The sequence below is a fragment of the Vibrio sp. SNU_ST1 genome (assembly GCF_030563405.1).
Taxonomy (GTDB): Bacteria; Pseudomonadota; Gammaproteobacteria; order Enterobacterales; family Vibrionaceae; genus Vibrio.
On sequence record NZ_CP130748.1, the window covers coordinates 588,519 to 602,973 of the forward strand.

Annotated in this window: 11 protein-coding genes; 7 read left to right on the forward strand and 4 right to left on the reverse strand. The window is 43.8% G+C overall.

From position 1 onward, the window contains the following. Nucleotides 1–31: 31 nt before the first annotated feature. A complete protein-coding gene (phoR, locus tag Q5H80_RS02595) occupies nt 32–1,330 on the forward strand; it encodes a phosphate regulon sensor histidine kinase PhoR (protein ID WP_304568496.1) in 1,299 nt (432 codons plus the stop codon). Then, nucleotides 1,327–2,328, forward strand: coding sequence for a PstS family phosphate ABC transporter substrate-binding protein (locus Q5H80_RS02600; RefSeq protein ID WP_304568497.1), 1,002 nt, complete (start codon nt 1,327–1,329; stop codon nt 2,326–2,328). The genes phoR and Q5H80_RS02600 overlap by 4 nt, the downstream gene beginning before the upstream one ends. Before the next feature lie 75 nt (nt 2,329–2,403). Here the strand turns inward: Q5H80_RS02600 and ppx are convergent, their stop codons facing one another. Continuing rightward, on the reverse strand, nt 2,404–3,915 hold the full coding sequence (gene ppx, locus Q5H80_RS02605) for an exopolyphosphatase (protein ID WP_304568498.1): 1,512 nt from the start codon (nt 3,913–3,915) through the stop codon (nt 2,404–2,406). Next, complete coding sequence (ppk1, locus tag Q5H80_RS02610) at nt 3,906–6,002, reverse strand: polyphosphate kinase 1 (RefSeq protein WP_304568499.1); 2,097 nt, start codon at nt 6,000–6,002, stop codon at nt 3,906–3,908. Before ppk1 ends, ppx begins: the two co-directional genes overlap by 10 nt. Before the next feature lie 200 nt (nt 6,003–6,202). Between ppk1 and Q5H80_RS02615 the strand changes: the two genes are divergently transcribed. The 4 genes from Q5H80_RS02615 to phoU all read left to right on the forward strand — a co-directional run bounded on the left by Q5H80_RS02615 (nt 6,203) and on the right by phoU (nt 11,833). Beyond that, a complete protein-coding gene (locus Q5H80_RS02615; RefSeq protein WP_304568500.1) occupies nt 6,203–8,419 on the forward strand; it encodes an ABC transporter permease subunit in 2,217 nt (738 codons plus the stop codon). A gap of 111 nt (nt 8,420–8,530) precedes the next feature. Beyond that, nucleotides 8,531–10,240, forward strand: a complete 1,710-nt coding sequence (pstA, locus tag Q5H80_RS02620) for a phosphate ABC transporter permease PstA (RefSeq protein ID WP_304569368.1) — start codon at nt 8,531–8,533, stop codon at nt 10,238–10,240. Next, a complete protein-coding gene (pstB, locus tag Q5H80_RS02625; RefSeq protein WP_004735071.1) occupies nt 10,241–11,059 on the forward strand; it encodes a phosphate ABC transporter ATP-binding protein PstB in 819 nt (272 codons plus the stop codon). 75 nt (nt 11,060–11,134) lie between these two features. Beyond that, nucleotides 11,135–11,833 carry a phosphate signaling complex protein PhoU gene (gene phoU / locus Q5H80_RS02630; RefSeq protein WP_004735072.1) on the forward strand — a complete coding sequence of 233 codons (699 nt, stop codon included), beginning with the start codon at nt 11,135–11,137 and terminating at the stop codon, nt 11,831–11,833. A 9-nt stretch (nt 11,834–11,842) separates the two neighbouring features. On the opposite strand, the gene Q5H80_RS02635 is transcribed toward phoU, so the two are convergent. Further along, nucleotides 11,843–12,334, reverse strand: a complete 492-nt coding sequence (locus Q5H80_RS02635) for a hypothetical protein (RefSeq protein ID WP_304568506.1) — start codon at nt 12,332–12,334, stop codon at nt 11,843–11,845. A 396-nt stretch (nt 12,335–12,730) separates the two neighbouring features. Between Q5H80_RS02635 and Q5H80_RS02640 the strand changes: the two genes are divergently transcribed. Continuing rightward, nucleotides 12,731–13,426: a hypothetical protein gene (locus tag Q5H80_RS02640; RefSeq protein ID WP_304568508.1), complete on the forward strand. Its 696-nt coding sequence runs from the start codon at nt 12,731–12,733 to the stop codon at nt 13,424–13,426. 27 nt (nt 13,427–13,453) lie between these two features. On the opposite strand, the gene Q5H80_RS02645 is transcribed toward Q5H80_RS02640, so the two are convergent. Then, nucleotides 13,454–14,383 carry a LysR family transcriptional regulator gene (locus tag Q5H80_RS02645; RefSeq protein WP_304568509.1) on the reverse strand — a complete coding sequence of 310 codons (930 nt, stop codon included), beginning with the start codon at nt 14,381–14,383 and terminating at the stop codon, nt 13,454–13,456. Nucleotides 14,384–14,455: the final 72 nt, after the last annotated feature.

Below are 14,455 nucleotides of genomic sequence, written 5' to 3' on the forward strand. Positions count from 1 at the left end.
TGGCTTCACTGCCCAGTTTATGGAGTCCTGAATGGTTGAGAAGTTAACCTGGAAGAAGCTAGCTTGGGAGCTGGCTTTTTTTTACGCACCTTGGATTATAGTCGGATGGATATTCGGTTATTTACCTTGGTTATTGCTGGCTGCAACAGTATTACAGTTAGCATGGCATCTACACTATCAAATGCGTTTGTCTGCTTGGTTGTGGGATGAAAAGCGGTTAACACCCCCTTCTGGTTCTGGAAACTGGGAGTCTCTGTTTAACGGTATCTATCGTATGCAGCAGAGACAGCGTCGTAAGCGCAAAGAATTGACCAACCTTATCCGCCGTTTCAGAAACGGTGCTGAATCCCTTCCCGATGCCGTTGTGGTGTTTCGCGGTGAAGGCAATATTGTTTGGTGTAACAAGCTTGCTCAGTATTTACTGGGCTTTCGCTGGCCAGACGATTCTGGGCAACCTATCTCCAACTTGATCCGCACGCCGGACTTCATCAAGTACCTTAATAAACAAGATTTCTCAGAGCCGCTAGAGATGCCTTCGCCACTTAATGTGGAGCGCATGCTTGAGCTTCGTATCGTACCGTATACCGAGGGCGAACACCTTATGGTAGTACGTGATGTTACTCAGCTAAAACAGCTAGAAGGCATGCGTCGTAACTTTTTCGCTAACGTTTCTCACGAGCTGCGTACTCCAATGACCGTACTTCAGGGCTACCTTGAAATGACGGAAGATCCAGACATGATCGTTGGGCCTATGTGGCCTAAGGCTCATGGTGTGATGACCGAGCAGTTGAATCGTATGAACAGTCTGGTGAATCAGCTTTTAACTCTTTCTAAGATAGAAGCGGCGCCAATGCATGAATTGGATGAAGTGGTTAACGTTCCGGCTATGTTGGAAGTTCTTGAAAAAGAAGCAGCTAGCCTCAGTGGAGAGCGAGAACATAAGCTTGAATTTGATATTGATAAGAGCCTACGCGTATTAGCTGATGAAGATCAGTTAAGAAGTGCGATATCGAATCTGGTTTACAATGCAGTGAAATACACGCCGCCGGGCGCAACGGTTAAGGTGCGTTGGTATCAAACCAGTCAAGGCGCGTGTTTGGATGTGTCAGATACTGGAGACGGTATCGAACCACAACACTTGCATCGACTTACCGAGCGTTTCTATCGTGTTGATAAAGCACGCTCACGCGATACTGGGGGCAGTGGCCTAGGATTAGCGATTGTTAAACATGCGTTGAGTCATCATGATTCACATTTAGAAATTCAAAGTGAAGTGGGTGTTGGTAGCCGATTCCATTTCACGCTGCCTAGCCGATTGACAGTGTCATGAGTTCTTTAATACGCAGGATGCGTTTCCCCATCAGTTCATTATTAGCATTAGCATTAGCATTAGCATTAGCATTAGCTTTGGTTACCCCTGTTCATGCCGAGCAAGGTGTCGATTCTCTTCCAGGTTATTCTAAGGTTCCGGGTATTTCGGGCAGCTTGTTGTCTGTCGGTTCCGATACCTTAGCGGGAATGACAACGTTATGGGTTGAAGAGTTTAAGTCTTACTACCCGAACGTGAATGCTCAAGTTCAGGCTTCTGGTTCATCCACTGCACCTCCAGCCTTAACAGAAGGTACTGCCCATCTCGGGCCTATGAGTCGCCCAATGCGCCTGCGAGAAGTGGAAGCGTTCGAAAGGGAGCATGGCTATAAGCCGACGGCGCTTCGAGTTGCTATCGATGCGATTGGTCTTTTTGTGCATCGTGATAATCCTATCGAGGGGCTTAGTTTTCGCGAAATTGACAGCATATTTTCAGAGACATTGCGCTGTGGCGCGACTAAGCAGCTAAACAATTGGCAAGATTTAGGTATCAGCCAGCCGTGGGCAAAACATAGATTCCAACTGTTCGGTCGTAATTCCGTTTCGGGAACCTATGGCTACTTCAAACAAAACGCATTATGTAGTGGCGACTTCAAGAACCGAGTCAATGAGCAGCCAGGCTCTGCGTCGGTTGTACAGTCGGTCGCTTCATCAATCAGCGGGATAGGGTACTCAGGTATTGGTTATCGAGTGGCTGGTGTAAAGTTAATTCCTATTGCCGAGCATGGTTCTGATTACGTAGAGCCTACTCGAGCGAATATTTTAAGTGGAGATTACCCGCTATCGCGCTTTCTCTATGTGTATGTGAATAAACACCCAGATAAACCGCTTTCTCCTGTAGAGAGAGAGTTCCTCACTTTTGTGTTCTCAAAGCAAGGGCAAGAACTTGTAGAGAAAGATGGCTATTTAGCGATACCGCCTGAGTTCGCAGAGCAAGAGTTGGCAAAAGTCGGGCTCTGATTGAGGCTACTACAAACTTAGTCAAGAATATGTAGAAACAGCTTGCTAAGTCGCAGGCTGTTTTTGTTTTGACTGTTATTCTACCTTTAACGACCATCCAGCATTTTGCCAACGTTGTTGTTCTTCTTTGAGTTCATATTCAAGCAGTTGGTTTTGGGCCAACCAATCGCTGTTAGATCCTTTCAATTCCCAGTTATCCTGTTGTTCAATCGTTAGAGTCACGTCTGGGGCCAGTGCTTGATTCCGCTGACGGTTGAGTAAGATAGCGAGTCTTAATATGCGAATTAGTAGCGTTATTTGTTGTGGAGAGAATAGAGACAGTTCCGGCAAGTCTTGTCGCTTAATCGCTTTTCTTTGGTGGCGAACCAATGTCGAGATAAGACGTTGTTGCTCAGTATTGAAACCGGGCATTGTCGTGTGCTTAAGCAGATAAGCGGAATGGCGGTGATAGCCTTGGAATGCGATGCTTTGTCCTACCTCATGAAGTAGTGCAGCCCAACCAACCAGATCATACAGCTCATTGGTGACCGTAGTAGTTATTTGAGACTGCACTTGTTTCAGTAATGCAAGGGCGAGTTCTTTGACTTTCTGGCCATGAGCTACGTCAACATGGTATCGAGATACGAGTGTTTCGGCGGTTCTTGTTCGAACATCAATATCTTTAAATCTATCCTCCATGTCATAAAGAACGCCTTCTCTCAGGGCGCCATCAGAAAAATGTAACTCCTTTATGTCCAGCGTATCCATAGCTGCTGAAAGAATGGTGACGCCAGCAGCAAACACTGGCTTTCTCTCATCACTTAAACCTGAAAGGTCTAAGGTTTTGGATGATGAAAACTCACATAAGTGATTTTTCAAATAGGACAGACGTTGCGGCGTAATGAGGCCATCGGTAAACCCTAAGCCAATGAGTACCTCTTTTATTGATTTAGCCGTCCCTGATGAGCCAAAGGCGATTTCCCAAGGGGCCTTTGTGTATTCTTCAATCAATGGCATCAATAGACGAGTAGCTGCGGTATAAGCATCTGAGAAGTGTTGTGAGGTTAGCTCTCCGTCAGCAAAGAAACGTTGAGTGAAGCTGACACATCCCATAGGTAAACTGCGCATAATTAGGGGGGTAAAGCCTTGCCCAGCGACGAGTTCGGTACTCCCTCCACCGATATCAATAACCAATTTAGATTTAGAAGCGATTTGAGTGTGTTCTACACCGTTATAGATTATTCGAGCTTCTTCTTGACCTGAAATGATCTCTATTGGAAAAGGAAACAGTGGTCTGGCTTGCTCTAAGAAGTCTTGAGCGTTTTTGGCCTTTCTTAGAGTATGAGTCGCAACAACTCTGACATCATCAAGTTCAAAATCCGCTAGTCGTTCAGCGAATACCTTGAGGCATTCCAAGCCTCGCTCGATAGCGCTTTCGGATAAGAAGTTAAACTCATCCAACCCGTCGCCCAATCTCACTTTCTGTTTGTGTCTGCTGACTAATTGCAGGTGTTGATCGAATACTCTGGCAACCACCATATGAAAGCTGTTCGAACCTAAATCGATAGCGGCAATACATCGAGAATGTTTGTTATCAATTAGCGGCATGATTTCTTCTCTTGTTTGTACTTCTTGCGAGCAAGTTTCTCCATACGTTTAATATAGTGGTAAGTGGAGAGTTGTGACGTCGGGTAATCGAGTGGGTTTGTTGGAGCTTGTATGTAAGGGTTGCTCATCGATTGCTCTAGCACTCGGGCTTTGTTGCTATCATCGAAATGAAACTCGGTGATATCGATAATGGTTTGCTTGATCTTTGGATCTAAAATTGGGGCTGCAACTTCGATGCGGTGATCAAAGTTTCGTGTCATCCAGTCGGCAGAGGAGATATAGACTGTTGGATTACCAGCGTTACCAAAGATCATCACTCTTGGGTGCTCGAGAAAGCGATCGACCACACTAACAACCTCAATCTTCTCACTGATGTTGGGGACTCCTGGTACGAGAGAGCACATACCACGAATGACCATTCTCACCTTTACATTGGCTTGACTGGCCTGATAGAGCTTCTCAATGATCTCTCGGTCGACTAAATTGTTGAGTTTTAGAGTGATACTCGCAGGTTTGCTCTCTATCGCGTTTTGTATTTCATTATCTATCAACTGATACAGGCGTTTTCTTGTATTCTTTGGTGACACAATCAGTTGTTTGAACTGTGATTTTTGATAAGGATTTTCAATATACTTAAAGATTTGTCTCACCTCTTGGGTCAAATCTTCATTCGCAGTGAGCAGAGAAAAATCGGTATACACGCGCGCTGTTACTTCATGAAAGTTACCGGTGCCAATATGAGCGTAATGCGCCGTATGCTTTCCTTCTTTCCGTTTAATGAGCAGCAGCTTAGAGTGAATTTTCAAACTTGGGATACCATGGATGACTTTTATACCGGCTTCTTGAAGTTTCTTGGTCCATTGAATATTGGCTTGTTCATCAAAGCGAGCTTGCAGCTCAACGACGACTGTTACTTTCTTACCATTGTGTGCCGCATCGATGATCGAGCTAAGGAGCTTTGAGCCTTCTGCAACACGGTAAACGTTTATTTTTATGGAGGTTACTTTCGGGTCAAAGGAAGCCTGCCTCACGAGTTCAGTAATGTGATTAAAGGTGTGATAAGGGTAATGCAGTAAGATATCGCGGTCTTTTATTGCTTCGAAGTAGTTTGGGTAGTGGCTGAAATGCGCGCACTTAATTGCGGGAAGTGGGCGATTAACTAAATCACGTCGGTTAAGGCTTGGGAATTCGCAGAAATGCTTGAAGTTATGATAGCGACCTCCCGCGATAACACTGTCATAGTCAGACAGCTTAAGTTTGACTTGTAAGAAATTGAGCATTTCAGCTGGCATTTCTGACTCATAGATAAGGCGTATCGGTAGTGCTGTTAAGCGCTGTTCTAAACCCAACGACATAGATTCTAATAGGTTATTTTCATTGTCCTCTTGAAGATCATAATCGGCATCACGAGTCATTTTTATAGCAAAGCAACGCACGGAGTCATACTCAAAGAATCCTTTAAGCAAGTCATCTAAACAAAATCGAACTATATTATCTAATAAGATCAAAGTAGTACGCTGTGAACCAGACGTGTCTGGTAACTTAACAAATCGAGGGAGAGCTTCTGATGGGATTTCGAGTAAGACATATTGAGAAGATGTCTCTCGCTCAATGTCGATCGCCAAGTAGCTTTGTTCATCTTTGATAATATTGAGTAACTGGCTATCTTCGTTCAAGAGAAACGGAGTTAAATGTGGCAGTACTTTTTTCTTAAAGTACTTTTTGATCCATTCACTCTGATCCTCAGTAATCTGTTGTTCGTTGACCAGAAAAATACGATTGCGTGCCAGTTCTAATAGTAAGTCGCTATACAGTTCATGGAATCGAGCATCGAGCTTTCTTGCTTTGCTCTGCATTTGAGTTAGTAGGGTTTTCTGCGAGTTGGCAGATAATTGTGGATCTTGGAGTAAGATCTTTCGTTTCACGTCAGCAAATCGGACTTTGTAAAACTCATCGAGGTTTTTCGAGTAAATACCTAAAAAACGAACTCTTTCGATTAAGGGGACTGATTTGTCGGCCGCTTCTTGGAGTACTCTTTCATTGAAGGATAACCAGCTAAGTTCTTTTGTTACATAGTCTTTTTCCATTGAGATGATAATCCTTGAGTGCTGGCTATAGAGCTGATTACTTTAATTTAGAATGACAAAATTCACAAAATCTATGATCTTACTTTAAGAAATATGGTCAACAAACTTGTTATTAGTTTCAGTTGTTTAACGTAACTTGTAATATAATTGTCATCTAACGTACATATTATGTCAGTAGCTAAAAAAAGGTAGATAAACAGATGGCTTCAGCCCAATTTTCATTGAAAGAGCGCGACAAAAAAAGATGGTTGAAAGATCGTCTCGTCCGTTTTTCGGTGACATGTGGTGCCGTCAGTGTTCTAGCGGCTCTGGTGCTGATCTTTGTTTACTTGGCGATGGTCATTTTACCGGTATTTTCTGATACTGGTTTAGAGACTGACCAAGCCGTGAAGAGCGTTGCCATAGAAAAGCCTATCGCCTTATCGGTTGATGAATACGGTCAGCATGCGTTTACTATCGAAAAATCTGGTTTGGTTCAGTTTTGGGATTTAGAGTCTCAAAATACACACTCTTACTTTGAGCGTAATGTTTTAGCTAACCCCATCGCCTTTTCTCGAAATACCCCGTCTGAAAACTGGTTTGCCTTTGCCGATAGCGCAAGCAACCTTACTTTTTTCTACCCAGAGTATAGTGCGCCTGTGCTGCAAAAGGGCAGTGAAGCCAAACCTAAAATTGAGCAAATCGATCTCCCTGAACCATTTTTAAATGATGTATCATCAAACGGAACAACAATCGAAAAATTTGCGTTCTCTAAGAATGGACCTGGGATCACGGTTGCCGCTCAGTTAAGCGACCAACGAGTTTTAGTGAAGTGGTACCAAAGTGATGTTACGGGTCAGTATGTTTTTCAGAAGAGCCAATGGCTGTCGGATAAGTTGGGTTTACAGCAACAGTTGTTAGTCACGCCTGATGGCCAAACCTTATATCTCCGAGCGCAATCGGATTTAGTGGTTTTGAAGCTATCAGATAGCGGCTTCGATGTTCGTGAAGTGATTGATCTTAGCTTGAATGATGCGAAGCACTCGGTGAAAAGTATCGATTTACTGTCTGGGGCCTATTCGCTGTTGGTTACGCATGAGGACGGACAGGTTTCTCAGTGGTTTGATGTACTCAAAGATGAAAAGCGTAGCCTGACCCATATTCGCGACTTCCAACTCGCCGAAGAGGTACAGTTTATTCTGCCAGATACTTATAGAAAGGGTTTTTATAGCTTCTATAAGAACGGCACATTACAAAGCCACTATACGACCAGTGAAAAGCTGTCGTTGTTCGAGCGCGCATTTGATAAGTCACCACAATTAGCAGCAATGTCGGCCAATGAACTGCATCTGGCGACGCTGATTGATGGCGTCATTAGTGTGGCTAAAGTTGATAATGAATACCCGCAAATATCATTCTCATCGCTTTGGCAAAAAGTCTGGTACGAAAGCTACCCAGAACCGCAATACGTTTGGCAGTCAACGTCGGCAAACGATGACTTTGAAGAGAAATTCAGTTTAGTCCCTATCACGTTTGGTACCATCAAGGCCGCGCTGTTTGCGATGATGTTTGCCGTGCCGATTGCTGTGCTCGGAGCCATTTACACTGCATATTTTATGTCACCTCGAATGCGAAGAGTGGTTAAGCCTTCGATAGAGCTGATGGAAGCTCTTCCGACCGTTATTATAGGATTCTTAGCCGGGCTTTGGTTTGCTCCCATTGTTGAAACGCATTTAACGGCCGTCTTCTCGTTAATGGTGCTATTACCACTGAGCACGCTACTGACTGGGCTTGTTTGGTTCTGCTTGCCAAAAATGGTGACGAGCCGTTTTACTAATGGTTGGCATGCTCTGATATTGATCCCGGTATTGGTGATGACTGTGATGGCAGTCTTTGCTGGTGAAAATGGTATGGAAGCCTTGTTGTTTGGTGGCGATATTCGTACTTTCTTGGCTAGTTATGGCATCGACTTTGACCAACGTAATGCGCTGGTGGTTGGTTTTGCTATGGGTTTTGCTGTCATCCCTACCATTTTCACGATTGCAGAAGACGCTATTTTCTCTGTGCCAAAGCATTTATCTGATGGTTCATTAGCGTTAGGTGCAACAGCTTGGCAGACCCTTATTTATGTTGTGTTATTGACGGCTAGCCCAGGTATCTTTTCTGCAATCATGATGGGGCTAGGGCGAGCGGTTGGCGAAACCATGATCGTTTTGATGGCTACAGGTAACACCCCAATTCTTGACTGGAATATTTTGGAAGGGATGAGGACATTATCGGCCACGATTGCTGTCGAGTTACCTGAATCCGAGGTGGGAGGTTCTCACTTCCGCTTGTTGTTCTTAGCTGCACTCTTACTGTTTATTTTTACGTTCGCGGTGAACTCTGTCGCAGAGTGGGTTAGACAAAGGTTGAGAGATAAATATCGTGCGCTGTAGTTTTAAAGATCTACCTCAATGTGTCTTAATGGCTTTTAGTTGTTTGGTTAGCGCATCTCGCGAACTTGGCTCTTCCTTGGTTTCAGCACGTCAACAGCAAGGTCGATCATGATGAATAAACTGAAGTCATTATTATCTTGGGTTAAATCGGGATCTCCGTGGATCTGGCTTACGGGCGGGGCGGTGAGCATCAGTATGCTTTCGGTTCTTGGCCTAATGCTGCTGATCGGTTGGAAGGGCTTAACCTATTTTTGGCCTGCTCCTTTGTATCAATGGCAAGTCGATTCCAAAGACGCATCGTTAGTTGTCGGCCTCGACGAAACGTTAGTAAAGCAAGATGTATTGATTGGTCAGTTATATGAACGGAAATACATCCCGATAGAGCAAGTCCCACAAGTACACGACCTCTTGTCGTCTCAAAACCTGTCGACTGGGCTAATTCAGCGCTTAAGTATCAAAGTTGCTAACAGGGAAATTTATCCAGCGGACTTTGTTTCCATTTTGGATGTTAACTTACGCGAACCAACCACCCCACCTGACTGGGCTGTGATTGAGCGAAGTCGAGGTGGTTACTTCTTTGGTAAACCTGTGGGGTTTAAAACCGCTTCTGGCACCTTTGATTCGAACATAGACCAACAGCTCGAGCAAGGCTTGGCGTTCGCTGGTACGTTACGTAAAGAGACGTCGCGTGTAGTGAACCAAGAAATCCGCAATATCAGCTGGCAATTGGAAAATTTGCGTTTAGAAAAACGTAAGCTTGAACTCAATGAGTCAGTGAGCGATGAATACCTTAAAACCTATACTCAAACTAAACTGGAATTAAATCGCCAGTTAGCAGAAGCAGAAATAAAGCTTGAGCACCTTAGAACGCAGCTCAATGTCGAAAGCTTGTTGGTGGAAGATATGACAGGAGAGCAGGTTGAAATTTCGCTCAGTCATATTTTGGATTATTGGTACCCGAATAATATGTCTTATCTTGAAAAGGTTGGGCATTGGGGCAAACAAGTTTGGAAGTTCTTATCAGAGAACCCTCGAGACTCAAACTCTGAAGGCGGTGTGTTTCCTGCGATTTTTGGCACGGTACTGTTGGTTATTCTTATGTCGATTGTCGTGATGCCTCTTGGTGTGGTTGCTGCGATATATCTTCATGAATACGCAAAAAACAACGCACTAACACGTTTGATTCGTATTGCCGTAATTAACTTAGCGGGTGTACCGTCGATTGTGTATGGTGTATTCGGCTTAGGATTTTTTGTGTATACCATCGGTGGCTCAATTGATTCTTTGTTTTACGCAGAACGGTTACCCGCTCCGACATTTGGTACGCCGGGCCTATTATGGTCCGCATTGACCTTGGCGGTATTAACATTACCCGTTGTTATTGTCACTACGGAAGAGGGTTTAACGCGGATTCCTAGCTCCGTGAGACATGGTTCATTGGCGCTTGGCGCCACTCAATTTGAGACGCTTTGGCGCATTGTTTTACCGATGGCAAGCCCTGCGATAATCACCGGTTTGATTTTGGCAATCGCGAGAGCTGCGGGGGAGGTTGCCCCACTTATGCTGGTGGGTGTGGTGAAACTCGCATCAAGCTTGCCTGTGGATGGTCAGTTTCCATACCTGCATTTAGACAGAAAGTTCATGCATTTAGGTTTTCATATCTATGATGTTGGGTTTCAAACCTCTAATATCGAAGCGGCACGACCTTTAGTGTATGCGACTTCATTTTTATTGGTTACTGTGATTGTTGGATTGAATTTAACAGCCATCAATATCCGTAATAACTTGCGTGAAAAATACCGAACCTTAGGACAAGATTAGATGTTCTCGATTAATGAAACCTTGGGCTACCAAGCACCACTTGATGTCCACAACTTGAAGGATGAGCAAATTGCTATCTCGATTGAAGGGCTGAATCTTTATTATAAAGAGAGCCAAGCACTTGATGATATTTCAATGCAAATCCCGAAGGGGCAGGTGACCGCGTTTATTGGCCCATCAGGGTGTGGTAAGTCGACTCTACTGCGCTGCATTAATCGCATGAACGATCTTGTTGAAGGTTGTAAGGTTTCCGGAAAAGTGAAGCTTCATGGCAAGAACGTCTATCACCCTAAGGTGGATGTCGCGACTTTACGACGCCGTGTCGGCATGGTATTCCAGCGCCCGAACCCTTTTCCTAAATCTATCTATGAGAATGTGGTTTATGGTTTGAGGCTCCAAGGCGTGAGCAACAGCCGAGATCTTGATGATGCGGTTGAGCGCTCTCTGCGTGCTGCTGCGTTATGGGATGAAGTGAAAGACCGTTTGCATGAGAACGCCTTTGGTTTATCGGGGGGGCAACAGCAGCGTTTGGTTATCGCTCGTGCGGTTGCCATCGAACCTGAAGTGTTGTTATTGGATGAGCCGACATCGGCACTCGATCCGATTTCGACATTGACGATTGAAGAGTTGATTAATGAGCTTAAAACGCAATACACAGTGGTGATTGTTACCCACAACATGCAGCAAGCCGCGCGTGTGAGTGACCATACTGCTTTTATCCATATGGGTAAGTTGATCGAGTACTCAGATACTGATTCGATATTTACTTCGCCATTGAAAAATCAAACGGAAGACTACATTACTGGTAGGTACGGCTAACGTTTAAGTTCGTGCCATCTAGAGCTAAGTCACTCTGAAATAAACGGCTTTATTCATTTCTTTTAAGGAGCTGACATGCATTTTGGTCGCCACATCTCAGGACAGTTTAATGTCGAATTAGAATCTATCCGTACACACGTACTAACCATGGGTGGATTGGTAGAGCAGCAGTTGTCCTTTGCGATGCAAGCTCTTCATAAAGATGACGCGGAGCTGGCCAAGAAAGTGATTCGTGATGACCATAAAGTCAATGCGATGGAAGTTTCCATTGATGAAGCATGTACTCGTATTATTGCAAAGCGTCAGCCGACAGCGAAAGATCTGCGTTTGATTATGGCGATTATCAAAACCATTACCGACTTAGAACGGATTGGCGATGTTGCCTCTAAAATTGCTCAAGGCGCGATCGAGATCCCTTCGACCAAAGAACAAAAATTTCATGTCTCGTTAGAGCCATTGTGTCGTCAGGCAATCACTATGCTGCATCAAGTATTAGATGCTTTTGCTCGGATGGATGTCGATGCGGCGGCAGAAGTACATAAACTTGATGATAAGCTGGATGCGGAATACGAGGCCGTCATTCGTCAGTTGATGACGTACATGATGGAAGATCCTAAGAACATCCCCAACATCCTACAAGTGATGTGGTCAGCCCGTGCGATTGAGCGAGTGGGAGATCGTTGTCAAAATATCTGTGAATACATTATCTACTTTGTGAAGGGGAAAGATGTACGCCACCTTGGTGATCAAAGTCTAGATGACGCATTAAAATAAACAGCCTAGCTAGAAGCTCAGTATAGCGCCTAGGTTTAAGTTGATAGTGGTGTTGTAAGGTACAAAAGTCTTATTGTGGTCAAACAGATTCAAGTCGGCACCCGCTCTGAGTGCGAGTATTGGCGTCGCTTGATACACATAGGCACCACCTAAACTTAAGCCTGTTGCTGTCTTCGTTTCCGTTACCCCAGAACGAGTCTTTTCACCTTCGTAGTCCGCAAGTCCTATCTCAGCTTGAAAGCCGTGTATTTTCTGTGAACCAAACATGTTCTGAATACCAATCCGATACGAGTTTACCGTTTCATCATAGCGGTCACTCTCATACCAAACCTCTGAGTAACTTAAGTAAACTGCATTTAGATCCGCAACTTCAGTGACACCGACTTGTGCCCCAAACCCGTGATATGCACCTATTTTAAACTCTGGTGAAAAATGAAGACCGCTTGAAAAAGCAGAGGTTGAGAATAAAGCTGAAGCTAAAAGAAGTGTTTTAAATTTCATGATACCACCGAAGTAATTTTTAGCTCTCCTTAGCATTAGATCGATCCATGCGTGAACTCAGTAAAATAACTGGCTAACGATGAACATTATATGGGCTTGGAAAGAGCAGGCTAATTCGCATTGGTTATCTCTGTGATAATGCTTGCTTATCAGTGGTGGTGAAGGTTACTCAGTGAGGCACTTGGTTTTACATGGCCTTACGTAGACTTACAAATCGAGTGTTGTAAATACACTGCCACTTAAGCTTATGTTCTGTAATGACTTTGTTTGTCAGTTATAAAAAAAATAACGACAGTATTGATGTGGCTCTTCGGTACTCGCTATATTCCAACCGGTCTTTAATTTATTCTGCTGCTTAGTTTAGCCCTTACATTTATTTTTTAGGTAGATACCAGTATGAAGAAGTTTCTTTTAGTTGTGACTCCTCTTTTCGCGTTAACTGCGTGCGGCAGCGTTGCCATAATGGATAAATCCGACGCTGTTAATCAACAGCCTGAACTCATTGTAAAAACCGATGGCGATTTCTGGGGATTAGGACAAGAAGGAACGTTTGATATTGCGGGTATGTATCAAGGTAAATACACCCGAAACTCATCAAGCTCAACATGGTTTAATACTGTTTCGTTTAAAGAGGGTGAGCTTGCTGCTGAGATCACTCGAGTCGATAATGGCCAGATGTGGAACTTAGTTTGTTCTGGCGGTGGCACTTCAGTTAACTATATGGGTGTTGATTTTGGTGGCAATAAGCCTTACCGCTGTTCTGTATCTCAAAAGAATGAGAAGGTAGGAGAGTTCGTATTAGAGCCTCAAGCTGGGATGATCAGCGTTAGCTTAGAAAAGAAAGAAGCTGGCTACATCCGAGTTGGGTCGAATCAATATGATGTAGAAACAGTCCATTCAAGCAAAGATCTTTTGATGTCGGTGGAAAAACCACTAGGGTATAGCTTTAAAAAAGCTTCTAAAGAAATAGCGGCTGCTCAGACAAATGGAATGATAACGCTACAGATGTTACCTGAACTTAATGACGCTGAAAAAGACACATTAGTTATCGGTACTATTGCTAGCGCACTGAGCTGGCGCCCAGAAGAGTAAAATACAATATATAACTTTTAATCGAACTTACTTTTGTACTTGTTCTGATAAAACTTGCTTTATGAGTTTTGAAAGCCAATTTGTTAAAAGTGAGTTTCGATTTTTAATGTGTATATAACTATAGACCGGAGTCTTCAGCGTTTTTCCGTCGACTGAGACATCTACCCCGCGTAATGTCGGATAGTTTTCTACTGGGAAAAGGTTGGAATGGGGCATGTACATATCAGTATGTTGAATGACATCGATTAGAGCCATGACCAATTCGCTGCGAAAACCGATACGATGCTCGATGGAAAGGTCGGTTAGAATCTGAGACGCTAAGCTAAAATTGTCATTCCAACCAGGCGTCACTAAAGATGCGATTTCGTACCCTGCCATGTCATATGGAGTCACGGTATCTGGCTTTAAAGGGTGGTCTTTCCTAACAAAGATACGTCCTGTTAATTCAAAAAGCTGCCTTGTATAAACCTCTTTACTGGTATTTTCCCCTAGATAGCTTACCCCCATCAGAACTTCATCTTTTTGTATATCTGCAACCGACGAATTTGACCATGGAACTAGCTCAAGATTGGCGTTGGGCGCTTGTTCCCTTATCTTTCTAAATAAAGAACCAGATAAACAAGATAAGACGATAGGTGATAGCGCTATTTTGAGTGTGTAATCAATCTCTTTCGGGTCAAAAGCATTCGATGTATTTACCGCGATAGATAGACCGTCCATGAACGGTTTTATTTGATTAGTGAGCTGCTCTGAAAAAGCCGTAGGTCGTAAGCCTCCATGAACCTTTACGAAAAGGTCATCGTTGAAGTGGTGTCTTAGTTTTTGTAGGGCTTGGCTAACCGCTGGCTGAGAAACAAATAAACGCTCCGCTGCCTTTCTGGTGTTTTTTTCTTGATAAACAATCAGAAATGTTCGTAACAGGTTTAAATCAAGAGATCTGAATAAGTCTTTAGCCATATCTGTCCATGGAAGGTTTACTGCGTTATTAAATCTAATATACGTCAGTCAGTTAGATTAGTCAGCGTGGTT

What these genes read in the sequence shown, in the direction of transcription:
- phoR (WP_304568496.1), top strand. Translation starts at nt 32, where the DNA reads ATGGTTGAGAAGTTAACCTGGAAGAAGCTAGCTTGGGAGCTGGCTTTT.
- Q5H80_RS02600 (WP_304568497.1), top strand. Translation starts at nt 1,327, where the DNA reads ATGAGTTCTTTAATACGCAGGATGCGTTTCCCCATCAGTTCATTATTA.
- ppx (WP_304568498.1), bottom strand. Translation starts at nt 3,915, where the DNA reads ATGCCGCTAATTGATAACAAACATTCTCGATGTATTGCCGCTATCGAT.
- ppk1 (WP_304568499.1), bottom strand. Translation starts at nt 6,002, where the DNA reads ATGGAAAAAGACTATGTAACAAAAGAACTTAGCTGGTTATCCTTCAAT.
- Q5H80_RS02615 (WP_304568500.1), top strand. Translation starts at nt 6,203, where the DNA reads ATGGCTTCAGCCCAATTTTCATTGAAAGAGCGCGACAAAAAAAGATGG.
- pstA (WP_304569368.1), top strand. Translation starts at nt 8,531, where the DNA reads ATGAATAAACTGAAGTCATTATTATCTTGGGTTAAATCGGGATCTCCG.
- pstB (WP_004735071.1), top strand. Translation starts at nt 10,241, where the DNA reads ATGTTCTCGATTAATGAAACCTTGGGCTACCAAGCACCACTTGATGTC.
- phoU (WP_004735072.1), top strand. Translation starts at nt 11,135, where the DNA reads ATGCATTTTGGTCGCCACATCTCAGGACAGTTTAATGTCGAATTAGAA.
- Q5H80_RS02635 (WP_304568506.1), bottom strand. Translation starts at nt 12,334, where the DNA reads ATGAAATTTAAAACACTTCTTTTAGCTTCAGCTTTATTCTCAACCTCT.
- Q5H80_RS02640 (WP_304568508.1), top strand. Translation starts at nt 12,731, where the DNA reads ATGAAGAAGTTTCTTTTAGTTGTGACTCCTCTTTTCGCGTTAACTGCG.
- Q5H80_RS02645 (WP_304568509.1), bottom strand. Translation starts at nt 14,383, where the DNA reads ATGGCTAAAGACTTATTCAGATCTCTTGATTTAAACCTGTTACGAACA.